Origin of the sequence: Neorhodopirellula pilleata (assembly GCF_007859915.1) — a bacterium.
Lineage (GTDB): Bacteria > Planctomycetota > Planctomycetia > Pirellulales > Pirellulaceae > Rhodopirellula > Rhodopirellula pilleata.
Genome location: NZ_SJPM01000012.1, coordinates 50,366 through 67,472, shown reverse-complemented (window position 1 = coordinate 67,472; position 17,107 = coordinate 50,366). Strand labels below are relative to the sequence as shown.

Annotated in this window: 7 protein-coding genes; 4 read left to right on the top strand and 3 right to left on the bottom strand. The window is 55.7% G+C overall.

Annotated features, from left to right (window positions below; all coding sequences use genetic code 11):
- Nucleotides 1-105: 105 nt before the first annotated feature.
- Nucleotides 106-1,581: a decarboxylating NADP(+)-dependent phosphogluconate dehydrogenase gene (gene gnd / locus Pla100_RS22715; RefSeq protein WP_146580682.1), complete on the top strand. Its 1,476-nt coding sequence runs from the start codon at nt 106-108 to the stop codon at nt 1,579-1,581.
- Between the two features lie 857 nt (nt 1,582-2,438).
- Here gnd and Pla100_RS22710 read toward each other — a convergent pair.
- Nucleotides 2,439-3,029, bottom strand: a complete 591-nt coding sequence (locus Pla100_RS22710; protein WP_146580484.1) for a hypothetical protein — start codon at nt 3,027-3,029, stop codon at nt 2,439-2,441.
- A gap of 267 nt (nt 3,030-3,296) precedes the next feature.
- The gene (locus tag Pla100_RS22705) at nt 3,297-3,860 is read right to left on the bottom strand and encodes a hypothetical protein (protein WP_146580482.1); all 564 of its coding nucleotides are present in this window, start codon (nt 3,858-3,860) and stop codon (nt 3,297-3,299) included.
- A 342-nt stretch (nt 3,861-4,202) separates the two neighbouring features.
- On the opposite strand from Pla100_RS22705, the gene Pla100_RS22700 reads away from it, so the two are divergent.
- Together Pla100_RS22700 and Pla100_RS22695 are read left to right on the top strand one after the other, a co-directional pair.
- Nucleotides 4,203-6,692 carry a M1 family metallopeptidase gene (locus Pla100_RS22700; protein ID WP_146580680.1) on the top strand — a complete coding sequence of 830 codons (2,490 nt, stop codon included), beginning with the start codon at nt 4,203-4,205 and terminating at the stop codon, nt 6,690-6,692.
- Nucleotides 6,689-7,216, top strand: coding sequence for a DUF6702 family protein (locus Pla100_RS22695; RefSeq protein ID WP_146580480.1), 528 nt, complete (start codon nt 6,689-6,691; stop codon nt 7,214-7,216). Before Pla100_RS22700 ends, Pla100_RS22695 begins: the two co-directional genes overlap by 4 nt.
- A gap of 93 nt (nt 7,217-7,309) precedes the next feature.
- Here the strand turns inward: Pla100_RS22695 and Pla100_RS22690 are convergent, their stop codons facing one another.
- A complete protein-coding gene (locus Pla100_RS22690; RefSeq protein WP_146580479.1) occupies nt 7,310-8,059 on the bottom strand; it encodes a DUF726 domain-containing protein in 750 nt (249 codons plus the stop codon).
- Nucleotides 8,060-8,325: 266 nt separating this feature from the next.
- On the opposite strand from Pla100_RS22690, the gene Pla100_RS22685 reads away from it, so the two are divergent.
- A complete protein-coding gene (locus Pla100_RS22685; protein WP_197168162.1) occupies nt 8,326-16,992 on the top strand; it encodes an FG-GAP-like repeat-containing protein in 8,667 nt (2,888 codons plus the stop codon).
- The last annotated feature ends 115 nt before the right edge of the window (nt 16,993-17,107 follow it).

Genomic DNA, 17,107 nt, shown 5'->3' with positions numbered 1-17,107 from the left:
CTACCAGTCAAGCCACTGATGGGCGTTCCCCCTTTCGGTTTTTTGCTGAGCATTTAGAATCCGGCCTCAGAATGCTTTTTTCGAAAAACACTTGGAATGAATACGATGAGCGGTGATTGCGACTTTGGGCTGATTGGTTTGGCCGTCATGGGCGAGAATTTGGCGTTGAACGTGGAAAGCCGCGGCTACAAAGTCGCCGTTTACAACCGCACGACGTCCAAGGTCGACGATTTGATGGAAGGCCGTGCCAAGGGCAAAAACTTCGTCGGAACGCATACGATCGAGGAGTTTGTCAAGAGCGTCAAACGGCCTCGCAAGTTGATGATGCTCGTCAAGGCTGGTCCCGCTGTAGACGCATTGATTGAACAATTGCTGCCACATTGCGAACCCGGCGACATCATCATCGATGGCGGAAACGAGTATTACTTGCACACCGAACGACGCGTCAAGGAGGTCGAAGCGGCCGGATTGCTGTACGTCGGTTGCGGCGTTTCGGGGGGTGAAGAGGGGGCGTTGAAAGGCCCCAGTCTCATGCCCGGCGGAAGTGCCGAGGCGTGGCCGCACATCAAAGAAATGTTCCAATCGATCGCCGCCAAGGTCGGCCCCAACGACGACATCCCCTGCTGCGAATGGCTCGGAGCCGGCGGCGCGGGCAACTACGTCAAGATGGTTCACAACGGCATCGAATATGGTGACATGCAGTTGATCTGCGAAGCCTATCAATTGCTGCATGAACTCGGCGGGTTGACCAACGATGAACTCTACGACGTTTTTGAAGCTTGGAACGCCGGCGAACTGCAAAGCTATCTGATCGAGATCACACGAGACATCTTCAGCGTTAAAGATGAACAAGGCGACGGCCATTTGGTCGACAAGATTCTCGACGTCGCCGGTGCCAAGGGAACCGGAAAATGGATGAGCCAACTCGCTCTCGATTTGGGCGTGCCCAGCACGTTGGTGACGACGGCCGTGTTCGCACGCGGTTTGTCCGCCCAGAAGGAAGCTCGAGTCCGCGCCTCCGAAACGCTCAACGGTCCGTCCGCGGCGTCGAATCCCGAAATGCAAGCGATCGCCAAGTCGCTCGTCGGTGATCGGGCGGAATTCGTCGAAGCGGTGCGTCAGGCTTTGTACGCATCGAAGATCGTCTCCTACGCTCAGGGCTTTGTTCAACTGCAAGCCGCCTCGGCCGAACACGGTTGGGGACTCGACTACGGTGCCGCAGCGTTATTATGGCGAGGTGGTTGTATCATCCGGGCTCAGTTCCTCGACCGGATCAAAGAAGCGTTCGACAAGGACGCCAATCTCGAGAACCTGTTGCTCGACGAGTACTTCGAAAAAGCCGTCGAGAACGCTCAGGAAAAATGGCGCAAGGTCGTTGCGGTGGCATCGATTATGGGCATCCCAGTTCCGGCGTTCAGTACCGCGTTGTGCTACTACGACGGATATCGAATGGCGCGCCTACCCGCAAACTTGTTGCAAGCACAGCGAGATTATTTCGGTGCCCATACCTACCAAAGAACGGACCAGGATGGCACCTTCCACACCGAGTGGATTCAACTTCGCAAAGAACCCAAGGCTTAGGGGCCGACCGGCAGATCGATCGACAGCCCGTTCGCAAATCAGTACCGCTGCAAAGCGGTATGACAAGAACCGCGCTAGTGGGCTGAAAATTTAGTGATCCGACGGCGCAAGCGAGCTGTTGATTGAATCGTAACCCGAAGCGTGAGCGAGGGATTCAACGCTATTCATTCTCTTTTAAGTATCCCTCGCTCACGCATTTTGAAGTTGCGCTTTTTTCGCAACCCGCAGCGTAAGCTCACTGTACCACACATCTCTCGTGTCTTGTGAGGACGACAAAACTGTGGGCAGGACTTTCAGTTCGGCAGGCGAATGATGGTTCACCCAGTGCTCTGGTTCTCTAGGTGATTGACGAGTACCACGATTCCCATGACCCCCTCCCTCTGGAAGGGGTCCTTCTGCCTTGCTCCGCTGGGCAACTTGAATTGGACCACAAAACTGTCCATCTCGAAAACCAATCAAGGTTTCAAACGCAACGGCATCAATCTACGCACTTGTGTGGTACGACGAGCTCACGCAGCGGGTTACAAAAAAATCGCAAATTCAAAACTCACGTGTCGGGTTGCGATGCAAACAAAACCAACACGCCGCTAGCGGCGTGTTGATTTAATCCTAACCCGAAGCGTCAGCGAGGGATTGAGCGCCATTAAGTACTTTGTATGTATCCCTCGCTCACGCTTCGGGTTTCGATGAGGACTAAATCAACAGCCCGCTAGCCGCAGGCTTTACTGTGAAGAAGCCACACTTCGAGGCCCGTGGCTAACGCCATCGGCTCACAAGAATGGGCGAATCCTCACAATCGACGACGCGGTAGTGCGGCGGATCCATCTATGGAATGTCGGGGTCGATCCCGGCGGCGATCACAGAGTTCCGCGGACGACGGGCAACCTTTTCGCGGTGATGGTTCCGCCGCTGAGTGTGAGCGAACTACCGTCGGAGCCCGCCAACGTGCCGGTTCCAAGTTTGCCCGAAACCATGTTGGCATCTTCCGAGTGAGCCGAAAGGGTTAACTCGATACTTTCACCAAGTTGAGTCGCCCAGATGGGACCTTCCGGCGTTTTTTGAATGAAAACCGAACAACTCAATGGCTTATCGAACCATGGGCTCGGGTCGGTGAAGACCGAATCGCTCGGCTCACTCAAGGCTCGCAACATCACCGCCGGGTAATCCGCAATCGGCTTGTCGGTCGGATACGAAAAGACTTGCAGAACAATCGGACGCTCGGCATCGACGCGGACAATCTGCAACTCGGCTCGCGATAGCGTCAAAGGCTGATCGAGTTGCAGGACCATCTCACCGCTTCCGGGAAGGACCGTTTCAACTTGATCGATCACGCGACTAGCCTGCTCGGAAACTCCCGCGGCGACACCGCTGACTTGCTCCTTCATCGTTGCCGTCGCATCGGTAATTTGATTGGTCTTTTCTTTTGCCGAGGCAACCAGTTCGTCCATCTTCTCTTTCGAGCAGCCCAAAATGGCAATCGGACCCAGTCCAATGCATCCAAATAAAAATAACGTTCGAACAAGATCATGGGGAATCATCGCAACAATCTCCAACGTTTAAGAAACACGGCCAATTAGAAACAAAGACGCAGACGATCGTCAGCGTCAACATCTATCTTAGCCGTTCCTGACCTGTCTTGGTGAACTAGCGTTCCGATGGCCGATATTTTTAATTGGTTCAACGCGATTTCCCACGAGGAACCGAGCCATCGTGCGCTAAGGCATCGAGATCGTGCAGACAACGGTCGTGCTATACCTGCCTTGAGCGAGCGAGTGGAACTCATCCATCATGCTGACCTGCAGCGCCACCGCAGCACGCCCCGGAGCGTCGGAACGAACTTGGACGTTCGCTCGCTGATCTCCGGCTTCTCGGTCGGTGGCGTCTTCCTGTTGGGTCGCCGTCCATTGCCCGAGTCCGGTGGCGTTCCCGATCCGCACGCGCAACCGGGCATCGTGCTGGATCGAGGGGTAGTCCTGATGCGTGAACGCCGTGGCGACGCTGAAGTCGGCGACCAAGCCCGAGGGCGAATTGCTCTCAAGCGACCAAACGTGCTCGGGAAACTCTCCAGAGCCTTCAACGAGATGTTCGACATCCCTCTCGACGTTCGGTACCGCCACATTGGAAGTCACCGGAACGGTCAATCGAAAGGTTTGCCGGGCCGAGGTACGTTCCGACGCAGTCAACACAGCGGAAAATCCGAGTAGGCACGCGAAGCTACCTAGAACGCGACACTTAGGGAGGCATGTCGCGGCGGCACGGAAACTTCGAACCAGTTGCATGTAGGCGTTCATAACGGCCCATTATGCTCAAACCGGCACCGAACCCTGACGTCCTTTTTCGGCCCCTGTCAGGAAAACCACTCCGCCGAGTCAGGTCAGCATGGATTTGACGATCGGAGGGGATGCCGTACGGTTTGGAGCGAGCGTTCGTGCGGATTACTCCGAAAGCGACAGTCGGTTTCCCCGACAACACGTCCCCGACTTCTTGGACAACATGTCCCCGACAACGACGGCTTTGATTATGATCGTCGTTGTCCTGCTACTTTGGGATATCTAATAGTTCGCCCGATCGGAGCCAACGTCTTGTTTCGTTACCTTCACCGCTGTTTCATTCTGATCGTTATGACGCTCGCTTTGACCTCGGTCGTCGGGCAACGCGTCATGGGACAGCCTCTGCCGAACCTCAAGCACACCGACTCCAAGGACCTGTTCTTTCCTATCACGAATTGGTTGCCCACTCCCGGCGTCTACCGTACCGCTTCGGGGGCACCTGGACCGCTCTATTGGCAACAGCGAGCCGACTACGACATCGACGTACGGCTCGACGACGAGAAGCGATCGATTCAAGGTGACTGCCGAATCACCTACCACAACGAGTCGCCTCATTCGTTGCCGTACGTTTGGATTCAATTAGACCAAAACCGATTTCGCAACGAGTCGGTATCCGTGCTATCACGGACCGCCCCCGGCTTGAACGGTCAGATGTCGTTTCAATCGCTGCATTCGCTTTTGGCGCAGACGACTTTCAAGGGCGGATACGAGATTGAGTCGGTGACGCAACCCGGCACCGACCAAGAGAGCGAATTAACGCACCTGATCGTCGACACGATGATGCGAGTCGATCTGCCCGAACCGTTGTCACCCGGCGAATCAACGGAGATTCGTATTGTCTATCACTACAACATCGTCGACGCGTCGGTGATTCGGGCTCGTGGCGGATATGAAATATTCACCGGCGACGACGATTCGGAACACGGCGAGGCGATTTACGAAATTGCACAATGGTTTCCGCGAATGGCCGCCTATACCGATTACACCGGGTGGCAACACGCGCAGTTCATCGGCAGTGGTGAGTTCACCCTCGAACTGGGCGATTACCATGTCGACATCACCGTCCCCGATGATATGGTCGTGACCGCGACCGGCATATTGGGCAACCCTCAAGAAGTGCTCCAGCCCGAGTGGATCGAACGACTCGCTGAAATCGAAGGCCAAACCAAACCGACCTTCATCATTACTCCCAAGGAAGCCAAGGCGAACGAAGACGCCGCGAAAGAACGTTCGAATCAAAAGAACTCAAAGGTCGCCGAAAAAACCTGGAGTTTCGAAGCCAAAAACGTCCGCGACTTTGCCTGGGCGGCCAGTCGGAAGTTCATTTGGGATGCCATGCCGGTCCGCGTCGGCGAACGAACCGTAACGGCGATGTCATTCTATCCCAATGAAGCCGAACCGCTGTGGAGTCAATACTCGACCGAGGCGATCGCCCACACGATCGAAGTCTACAGTCGCTACACGTTCGACTACCCTTATGACGTCGCCATCAGCGTCAACGGACCGGTTTACGGAATGGAATATCCGATGATCTGTTTCAACGGACCTCGCCCCGAAGATGACGGAACGTACACCAAAGCCACCAAGTACGGCTTGATCAGCGTGATCATCCACGAGGTCGGACATAACTTTTTCCCCATGATCGTCAACAGTGACGAACGCCAATGGACGTGGATGGACGAAGGGCTCAACACGTTCCTGCAATTCCTCGCCGAACAAGAATGGGAGGACGACTATCCGTCCTCCCGTGGTCCGGCGGAAAAGATCGTGCCGTTCATGCGTGGTGGCAACCAGCGGCCGATCATGACGGGAAGCGAAGAGATCTTGCAGTTCGGTAATAACGCCTATGCCAAACCCGCCGCGGCGCTGAACATCCTGCGGGAGACCGTTCTGGGCCGCGAACGATTTGACTTTGCATTCCGCGAATACTGTCGCCGATGGAAATTCAAACGTCCCACGCCTGCCGATTTCTTTCGAACGATCGAGGATGCGTCGGGCACCGATTTGGATTGGTTTTGGCGGGGATGGTTCTTTAGCACCGATCACGTCGATGTCGCGATCAAGTCAGTCGAATTGTTTGTCATTGACACGGGCGATCCTGACGAAGCGTCCGAACGACGTCGTCGTGAGAAAGACACCAAAGAGAAGACGCCCACCGAAGACCGAAATCAAAACCTGCCCAAGCGCATCGAATGGCAACCGGGATTGAAAGATTTTTATAACTCGCCGGACTACGATGAAGATCGAGTCGAGGAATCCGACCGCAAAGCCTATCAAAAGTTCCTAGATCGTCTCGATAAAGACGAGCGGCGTTTGTTACGCCGGACGACTCAATTTTATGTCGTGACGTTATCCAACATCGGCGGTTTGGTGATGCCCGTACCGATGCGGATTCATTACGCCGACAATACGGCTGAGAACATCGTCCTGCCCGCCGAGATTTGGCGTCATCAATCTTCCGAAGTGCAGAAGCTGCTGCTTTCCGAAAAGAAGATCGCTCGATTAGAGATCGACCCCAAACGCGAGATCGCCGATACCGAGGTCTCCAATAATCACTGGCCGCCTCGGCTCGAGCCGTCACGTTTCAAACTGTTCAAGGACGAAAAGAAAAAGAACCCGATGCAAAAACTGCATGCGGCAAAGTCGGCGGCCAACAAGGCAAAAACATCCGACAACGAAACCGAACGCCAAGCCGACGGCGAGTCGGATGATAAAGAGGATTCTGGCAAGGGCTCCGGTGAGGCCGCAGGCGATGAATCGAGCGGGGAATCCGACGAATGATCGTGCCGCTTGGCTGGTTGCTTGCGACGCTGATGCTGCATCCTGTTCAGGAGACTTTCGCTGAAGTGCAACTCAACGATCGTACAGGACGGATTGAAGTTTCGTTGCGTTTGTCCCAACTCGACGAGCAAACATGGGTTCGAGCGATTCGAGGAGCGTCGGATCGCGAGACGAAAGTACTCGTTGAAAATTTTCGGTTCGGAAACGAGCAAGAACTGACCACTTGGCCCAACGACTCGGAGACGCAAACCTCATTGCGAAAGCGGTATCACTGGGTCGGACGCCAAGACGAAGGTGCCCACGTGTGGTGGTATTTCGAATATGAACCCGCCCCAGGCGATGTTCCGTCCCATGTACGTTGCCGATTTTTTGATCGAAACGATCCGACCACGCCTGCCCCTGCCCACACGCACCCCCACGCAGCCCCGGTGCATCGGTTCAACGTCATCAACGGCAAAACCGTCAAGGCAATCACCACCAACTCGAGCAACCCCGTCGCCAAAATCGAGTGGAATCCCACCTAGGCTGGAACCTCACGCAGGCTGGATCTCACGTAGGCTGGGTCGAAGCCGCTTCGGCGCAGACCCGGCACCTTGCCACCCAACTCGCCATTGAATCTACCGCGACCAATAACGCCCGAAGTGTTTCCAATAGCCGCTGTGATGGGCGATCGGTTTGATCGGATTGGGAAGTTCATGGCATACGTTGTGATTGATCACGCGTTCGCCTGACCACAACTGATGCGAGGGCACGATTCCGTTGCCCACCAATCGTTCCAAGACCGGCGCGATCGAAAGCACCGCATCGCGAGGCGAGTACAAATTGACCAGACGCCCGGCGATCCGTTCGGCCAAGTTCTCCCAGCCGCTGCGTCCGGCCACGCCGCCCATCAACATCACGTCTTCGATGCGAAAGGCGTTCTCGTCGATCTTTTCCAAGGCGGATCGAATGACGACGGTCCCGAGAGAATGCCCAAGCAAATGAAGCGGCCGTTTCCCGATTCCAGGGATCGTTTGCAGGACCTCCGGTAGCCGAGCACCATCCCGCCGGGCACACCAGTAGCGATGTCGAAACTGTCCGGCACCGACCATCAGCACCCCGCCCGCGCCGCCGGCGAGCGAACCGACTCCGGCCATGACGTGGCCGGCTCTCAATGCGGGCACACCGACGCGAACGGACCGAGCCAACAAACCGACCGACGCTCCCGCCTCGGCCCATTTTCCGGCCGCCCAGTGAACGGCGTAAACCGAACCCGGCAACCCGGCCGCCCGGATCAAGTCCGCCGCAGGACTGGCCCGGTACCCGGCGATCACCAAATGGATCGGGCCGCGAGAAGTCTCGGTAACGGTTTGAATGCGAATGCTCATTTTACGCACGGTTGTACCATAAGAACAAAACCCCTCCCAATCGTTATAGGTCGGAAATTCCCACCAAATTTGTTTTATTTGCATTACAATAGGCCATTCGTGCTTTTCTGCGGGAGCCTTTTCACTTTTTAGTGCTCCGATCGGTCGTTTTTTTGAGTTGAGAATCGATGCCATTCTGGAACCCGTTGTCCGGCCGAAGTGCCGCATCCCCCTCCTCTGCTTCCTCCACCTCGACAACTTCAGCAAGGCGAAAACGGCGGCGCCGCGTGAGTCGCCACACCTCACGTCGATCACTCATCGAGTCGCTTGAAAATCGCCAGCTGCTGGCAGCGGAAATAGAGCCGAACAACACGTTTGCTCAAGCGACTCCGGTCCCGGCCGCTGGTACGTTTGTTGGCAATTTATCCAGTGCCACCGACATCGATTACTTTCGATTCTTTTTAGGAAATGGTGACCGGTTTCGTCTGGACCCGTTCAACTTCAATGCGCCATTGTTTTCGCCCACGCTTCCACCAGGTTTGGAGGTATTCGACGAAAACGGCAATTTATTAGCTACTTCCTTTGACGGCAGCCCTCTGGAATTCGTCAACGTCAATACCGGCTTTGTAACCCTGGCGGTTTCCAGCGAAAACGCGTTTGGCACGTTTGTTGGCGAGTACGCCATGCGTTCCGAGGAGTTCAATTTCAATGGAGCACGCATTCCATTTCAGAGTGCGACGGCTCCGGTGCCCCTGATCACCGGCACCCCGCTCGAGGATACCTTTTTCCAACTCAATGAAACTCGCAGTTTCTCGTTCACATTGGCACCATCAGAGACACTCGTCGTCAGTTATGCGGGGACGTCGGCGCGCGGCCCTGCGGCTCAAATCTTTGATCTTGCAAACAATGTCGTTGCTTCGGATCTTGATGGCGTCGGGTTGGCATATCGCAGCGAGAACGGAGGGACATTTGTTTTGCAATTGCAATCCATCGCTGGAGTCCCAGGTGATTCGGCGATTGTCCTGGTCACTGACATTCTGGCCGACACGGACGTGGCGGCCGAAGCCGGCGACACGCTTTCGGATGCGTTTAATTGGGAATTGGATCCGCCCAATGGATCCAATAATTACCAGCAATCGATCGCCTCTACATTGGAAACGACTAGCGACATTGACGTGTTTCGTTTCGAGATCGACGCATTCCACTACATAAATTTTAATCTTGAACTCAACGGCAACGACGACATCACGCGGGGTGGCAAGACACTCACGCTGTACAACCAGTACGGTCAATTCTTGGCTCGGTCCAACACTGGATCGCTGAGTACCGAAAGGCCTGATGCGTTCGCGCCGGGCACTTACTTCATCGCGGTGTCGGCAAATTCACCGATCGGTACAGGTGCCTATGGCCTTGCAGCCAACTTCGTTCAAGACATTTCGCCACAACGCGACGGCACGACGCATTTCTTGGACTTTGACGGAACGGAACCCTATCTCGGGTTTAATCGCCAAAATCCATACGCGGTTGCCGAGGCGATTCCCTATTACGTCGGTTCGTTCGATGCAAAGTACAGTCCGTACGACGTCCAGGTGACACGACAATCGCCGCCCGACGGTGTTGAACGAGTTGCCCAGGGTGTCGGCGATTTCGGCGACATCGGGGCGGGCGGTTTCGGTAGTGGTAGCCGCGGCCAGCGTAGTTCTCAAGGCAACGCGGTCACGTCAGCGCTCGAGACCGCTACCGATCGACTGGGATATTACAGCACGCCAACTGTCTATCATGAATTCGGCCACGCGGCAGGTTTGCCGCACGCCCGTGACGTTCAGGCGTTCATGTCTTACGACGGCCAATCGCAATTGCTGCCCAATGGTAGTATTTTCTCTTTCGACGGCACCGATTCCCGAACACCCGGTACGGCGGTTAACAATCACCGCAACTACTTGGACTTCAGTCTGCAAGCGGGCGCTCAAGTCGTCCTCAATGAAATCGGCGATGCCCGAGACAACTCGCTCGCAACCTCGCTGGACGCACCGCTGCGCGAAATGTCAATTGACCATACGGTGTCTCAAACCGTCGATACGGTCAATCGACCGCTGCAAATCCAGTCCGGCGACTTCAACGGCGACGGCCGCGATGACATCGTCGCTATCACCGAACAAACCGGCGATATGTTGGTGTTCCTTAGTGATGCGTCAGGGGTATTGAACGCACCGCTGACGATCGATGTGACGACCCGGTTCGACTTCAACACCGAGCCGTTAACCGTTGCCGACATCAATGGCGATGGACGAGATGACGTGATCGTTGGTTTATCGCAAGCCAATCAAACAAGGGTTTATTTGGCCGGCATCGGAGGAGTGCTTAGCGCCGGGGCGACGTTAGCAACGTCCGGCCGCGTTTTGGCCACCGCCTCCGCCGACGTCGACGGTGACGGAGATCGGGACATTCTCGTCACGACGGCCAACGGCGAACTACTTGTCTTTAGTAATTCGGGAACCGGCTTGTTCGCCGATGGCGTCAGTTTTACCACCGTAAGTCAGCCTCGCTCGATCACAACGGGCGATTACGACGCCGATGGAGACTTAGATGTATTCATCGGCTCCAATGATAATGCGACGGTCGCCATCCACCGCAACCTGGGTACTGGCATCTTCACGCGAGCCGGCTCGATCGAAGTCGGCGGCAACGTTAACTCCGTCGTCGCGGGCAACTTCGCCGGAAACGGCATTGCCGATCTTGCCGTCGTCAGTGCCGATGGTGGCGTCGCAGAGGTTTACCGCTCGCAAGGAAACGGTGAGTTCGACCTAATCTTCGAGACTCCGTTGAGTGTTCAGGCCCAACAAGTTCAATCGGCCGATGTGGACGGCGACGGAAACGCCGACCTCTTGATCGGCGGTCGGCGGTTCTCGTCGAGCGTGATTTTGGGTGACGGCCAAGGCGGGTTCACCCGCGCGATTTGGGTCAGTGGCACGACGCGAGACGAAGTTTCATTAACGGCCGCCGACCTCGACGGTGACGGTGACCAAGAACTCGTCTCCGCCGATTTGTTTGCCAACCAATTGACCGTCTCACGAGAAGTTCAAGACAATCCAAGTAATGACAAAGTCGTCGTCTTCGGATCCCTCGACAGCGAACTTGATGTCGATCGCTTCACCTTCAATCCTGCCGGTGAAGTTCGTTGGGACATTGATATCGATTCGGCGGAATTTCAAATGCCCGTCGATGCGATCGTCGTGGTTCGCAACGCGGCCGGTGACATCATCGGTCGCAGCGATAATGCAACGGATCGCCAATCGGGTATCACTTCGGTCGATCCATACGTCCGTTTGGACTTTGGCAATTCGTTCTTCATCCCGCCAGGGTTGTTGACGATCGAAGTCACCGGCAAGAACGGATCGTTGGGTAACTATCGTTTGAAAGTTACCCCTAATCGTGCCATCGAATCGACCGCTCCCCGCGTGATCGGCTTGTCGCCGGACAACGGCGCGACGTTAGACACGACCAATCAAATTCAGGTTTTGCTTGATGACATCGTGGATGCGAGTTCCATCAACTCCAACACGTTCCGGGTAACCAACGCCGCTGGAACTCGCGTCAACGGCACTGCCCGCGTCAATCCCTTGACCGCATCGATCGTTTGGACGGCCGCTGCTCCGCTTCCCGTTGGGACTTACACGCTGACAATCGACGGGGTTACGGACCTAAACGGCAATCGGATCGATGGCGAAATCGCACCCGACTTTGCGTTCCCCGACGTCAGTGGCAATGGCAGCCCGGGTGGTACGTTCATTTCCCGATTCACCATTACGTCAACCGATTCCAATCCGGCTGCCGTTCAAGCGGTCAACTATCGCCGCGATGCGTATCAACGTGGACAGTTCGCCATCAGTTTGACCGATTCGCTTTCGCTTGAATCCGTTCGGAACGCTTCGTTCACACTGCGTGGTGCGGGCGAAGATGGTGTTCTGTCGACCGGAGACGATACCTTTGCCTCGCTCGACGCCGTCTACGATCCGATTCGTGCGACGAGCAACGGCCCCCTGTTTCTCTACACACGAGGAGTTCCCGACTCGGGTAGTTACTTGATCGAAGGTCGTGTGTTGGATTCCGCAGGCTTGATCTTGGATCTGGCCGAACAAGTGTTGGTCACCGGGGTCGTCACTGAATCGATGCTGTTCCAAGACGCCTCGCTGACACAGCCTGGGCTAGTTGGCAGTTACGTGAATCAATCGCTGCGTGGGGTGACGGCGTTTGAGGATTGGCGGACAACCCAAACAGTTGCCGGGAGCCGAGTTGATGATCGAATCGAATTCATCAGCTTCGGATCGTTCGGTCAGCGGGCTGATGTGAACTTAACCGGCGGTTCGGATGCCAACTGGGAGAACTTCTCGGTTCAATGGGACGGATTCTTGCGGGTGCGCGAAACCGGAACCCAACTGTTGACCCGCAGCAAGGACGGCAGTCGGATGTTCATCGACCTGGATCGCAATGGCGTCTTCGGCAACCTGCCCGAAGAACTCGTTGATAACAATTGGGGTTCGCAACAGAATCCGACCCGAGGAAATCTGTCATCTCAATTGATCGCGGGCGTTTATCCGGTCCGCATCCAGTTCGAATCGACCACGGGTGCCGAAGGGATCGTCTTGGAACAAATCATTCCCGGCACGGCCGTGGATGTCGACGGTTTTCATCATGGGCCATCCGTTGTGGCGACGTCGATCGCCCCAGGCGAACATGTCATCGGGGTCAATCCGGACGGATCACCTCAACGCATCAATTCGTTCTCGGTCACCTTCAGCGGCCAGATCGATACCAGCACCCTTACGACGGACAACCTGTTCTTGCGTCGCAGCGATGACGCCCAGTTCTTCGACGGCGATGACGAGATCATCATTGATTCGGACGGGTTGATCGAATGGGATCCGACAACGTTGACGGCCACCCTAAGCCTGTCGACGCCGTTGGCAAGTGGGTTTTACATCATTGAGGTCAACGGAGAAGACGGAGGCGTTCGCAACACTGCCGGACAACTGCTCGATGGCGAGTTCTTGACCAATAACATTCCCGGCAACGTTGACCCCGCAATCTGGGTGCAAACACCTTCGGGAGATGGGATCCCCGGGGGAACCTACCGCAGCACGTTCTCGTTCTCGCCGCCACGATTCCGGCTCGACGTCGCCGACCCGGTGATCAGCGAATTCGGGGGATCGACCCAGGTGACGTTAACTCGACTTTTTGCAGACACTTCCGTTTCGCTGAATGTCGCGTTAAGCAGTTCCGATCGAACCGAGTTGCAAACCCAACCGTTGGTGATCATTCCCGCCGGTGCCGAATCGGTCACCTTCACGGTCAATGCGATCGATGACACGATTCTCGACGGAACTCAAACTGCTACGTTGTTCGCAACCGCGCCCAACATCGAAACGGGATCAGTCGATATACTGGTAACGGATTTCGAACAGCTCAACCTGTCATTGGTCGCTTCGTCGATCAGTGAACAGGGCGGTGCGACCGAATTAGTGCTCACCCGTAGCGACGCCACCCGTGTCCAATCTGTGTCGATCTCTTCGAACGACGCCACCGAAGCACTGCTTCCGCCGGGCGTCTCCTTTGCCGTCGGTGAACGAACCGTGCGCGTCCCCGTGACTGCGGTCGACGACAATATCCTCGATGGTTCCCAATTCGTTAACATTACGGTCGCGGGCATGGGGCTGATCGATCAATCGATCGTATTGGAGGTCACTGATTTTGAAGCGTTGGCATTGCAACTAGACTCCAGTACCGTCTCCGAAAATGGAGGCACACTTCAAGGCCGCCTGCGACGAACAGATCCGAATGGCCCGCTCCTTGCGCGGGTGGCATCGGATCCAGCGGATGCCTTCAGCAATCCGATCACGGTCCAGTTTCAGCCAGGACAAACCGTTTCGGTCCCCTTCATATTGAGAGCGGCCGACAATGACCTGCTTGATGGAACCCGGTCCGTCACGATCGTCGGATCAGCCCTGGGTTATCAACCTGCCACCGCTCCGGTGACGATCACTGATTTCGAACAGCTTCAGTTCGAGTTCATCACTCCATCGCTAGCGCCTCCAGTGTTTGATCCCGAAACCGGGACCCTGGTCGTACCACCTCCTGAAATCAGTGAACTTGATGGCGAGGCGGTCGTTCGAATTCGCCGTACCGACACCGCCGGTGCGTTGTCGGGAACCATCACGGTCGATCCGGTTGGTGGCCTCTCGTTTACGGCCGGATTCACGTTTGACGATAGTGAGTCGCTCTCCGACCCGATTACGATTTCGGCAAACGATGACAATCTACTCAACGGTGATCGAACCTTTATGCTGACCGCGTCGGCTGGAATTTACGAAGACGCCGTCACTGAGCTTATTGTCAACGACTATGAAAAGCTTTCGACGGTGCTAGTGCGTGAAGACGGATCGATCATTGCCGACGGCTCCATTCCCGAAAATTCTGAACCTGTCTTTATCCGGGTAACCTTGCCGGCTCCGATTCCCACTCCCGTCGATCCCGCGCTGGGGACGGCAGTAACCATTCAAATCACCTCCAACGCGCCCCAATTCATCATATTCCCGTCTTCGGCGACCATGCTGCCGGGCGATTCGTTTGTCGACATTCCGGTGCAACCGTTTGATAACGATATTGTCGGCGGATTGCGGAATTCTAGCATCACTGTCGATTCGGTTGGCTACATTTCATCAACGATCGATCTGCAGATTACAGAAGACGACGTTCCTGAACTGACTGCCGAATTGGTTTTGCCCACGAACCAAGTGGGGTCGAGCACTAACCGAGTTCCCGAGCGCAACGGTTCAGCGACGTTGGTTCTGACTCGAAATACCATCGCGGAAACCACCGTCCGCTTGAGCACGAACCTGAGCAATCAATTCGATTGGCCGGAATTGATCAGTTTCCCACGCGGTTTCCGTCGGATCGAAGTGCCATTAACTACGATCGACAACCAAAGCGTCGATGGTCTCCGCGACGTCGCCCTGACTGCCACCGCGACGGGTCATCCTCCCGTCGTGGTAAGTGTTGGCGTGATCGATGATGAAGTTGCTGGTTTGAACTTGCAGAATGCTGTCGGACAATCGATCGCCTCGGGCTTCACCCTTAGTGAAGATCGTGATACGAACCGCCCCGATGCCCCCGCTACTAGAAGCTTGTCGATCTCGCTTCCCGCAGCGCCTTTGTCACCGGTTCGATTCCGCGTGCTTCCCTCGTCGCGTTTGACAACCAATGTAGCCGAACTCACTTTCACACCGTTGAATTGGTCGCAACCCCAAACGATCACCGTCGGCACCGTTGATGACCAACGCACCAGCGGTGATGAGACCGTCCAACTGAGGATCGATCTCGATGGGGGCAATAGCGATCCCGCGTTTCGAACGATACAGCCCATCATCATCCCGGTGCGAATAGTCGAGGATGATCAAGCCAGTCTCACGATCATGGAATCGGAAACAACGACGTTCGCAACGGAGTTTGGCCTCGCCGATCAATTCGAACTCCGATTGGACACTCAGCCGACCGCACCGGTAACATTGACATTCGACAAATCGGAACTCGACAGCGTCAACGTTTCACCAACCTCATTGACGTTCACGCCTGAAAACTGGAACGTGACTCAAACAGTCACCGTCACGACCGACGACGATTACGTGGCCGACGGCCACGAGATCGGTTTGATTTTTATCGACGTGTCGCCTGAATCCCAAGCGGTGGGCTATGACTCGATCGGACGCCGGCGTTTGTCGGTGATCCACGTCGACACGAATCTAAGTGAACTCGAGGTCAAGGTGATCAATGACGAGGTCACGCTGGTCGCACAACAGATTCGCGACGACGAAGTCGTTGAGCTAGTGCTGCAGCGGCAACCTCTCGTCGGTGGCGTGTTCACCACGGGGTCGCGAGATGAGACATTTGCGATCGGCTCCGGTATGGGTTACGAGACTCTACGTCTGGACGCGTCGGGCGGAAACGATCGTATCATCGTTGACGAGACCGCTCGCATACAGATCGATGGGTCAACGGGTTATGATGTCCTGCAACTCGATCGAGACGGATTGTTCTTTAATCCTTCGCTGAGTATCTCGCCGAATAATCCGATGGCAATCTTCGCCCGCAATGTCGAAGAGATCGACACGGTGACTCAGCGGACATCGTTGGCCGATCCCAATGCCGGCGGCGATGAAGCACCGCCGCCAACAACGCAAAACATTTTTCTTGATCCCCTCGGTGTCATCGCGATCACCGATGAACGCAACGAACTCTTTGTTCGCGTCGGCTCCAATGACGTGTTGACACTTAGTAGCGATTGGCAACTCCAAGCTCCCGTCGAGATCGATAACATCCCTTCGCACCTACTGACGGCGAACGGGGCGACGCTGCGGCTAGTGGCCGGTGCCACTTGGCAGAATCCGATCAACGCCAACGACGTCGATCGTAGTGGCCAAGCCACAGCACTGGATGCATTGCTCGTGATCAATCGGTTGAACTCGCAAAACGATTCGGCATTGCCTGAGTTCATCAATGGCGAACCACTCGCCAATGATCCACTTTATTACTATGACGTTAACGGCGATGGGGCGGTCACTGCGCTCGACGCCCTCACCACGATCAACTACCTCAACTCCATCGACCAGACATCCACGATTTCTTCAAGCGTCGGGGGCGAACCACTTGGTCACTCCATCGTCGTCAGTGCACTCCCGACGACGGACCTGTCGGCTTGGCAATACGATCGATCCGAAAGCCTTCCCGCATTCGACTGGATCGACGTGCCGACGGATCCGGAAACGATGGAATCCCTCGCGAATGAACGAACCGAGCGGGCGGCGATTGCCGTGATCCCGGTCGATGAGGTGTTCGGATCGGAAGGATGGGATGACGAGGACGAAGGTCAAGAATCCGGTCTTGCCGACATGCTGTTTTGACTGCCCTCCGCAACCTTCGTCATGTGCAGCGTAGCGAAACTCACCTGAAGCACTAGTGGTCTGTTACAGCAAAAGTTAGGGTAGTGGATCTTGTTAAAGATCCTGTAGCAAAAGT

Excerpts from the sequence above, each read along its gene's own strand:
- gnd (WP_146580682.1), top strand. The coding sequence starts at position 106 with ATGAGCGGTGATTGCGACTTTGGGCTGATTGGTTTGGCCGTCATGGGC.
- Pla100_RS22710 (WP_146580484.1), bottom strand. The coding sequence starts at position 3,029 with ATGGACGAACTGGTTGCCTCGGCAAAAGAAAAGACCAATCAAATTACC.
- Pla100_RS22705 (WP_146580482.1), bottom strand. The coding sequence starts at position 3,860 with ATGCAACTGGTTCGAAGTTTCCGTGCCGCCGCGACATGCCTCCCTAAG.
- Pla100_RS22700 (WP_146580680.1), top strand. The coding sequence starts at position 4,203 with ATGACGCTCGCTTTGACCTCGGTCGTCGGGCAACGCGTCATGGGACAG.
- Pla100_RS22695 (WP_146580480.1), top strand. The coding sequence starts at position 6,689 with ATGATCGTGCCGCTTGGCTGGTTGCTTGCGACGCTGATGCTGCATCCT.
- Pla100_RS22690 (WP_146580479.1), bottom strand. The coding sequence starts at position 8,059 with ATGAGCATTCGCATTCAAACCGTTACCGAGACTTCTCGCGGCCCGATC.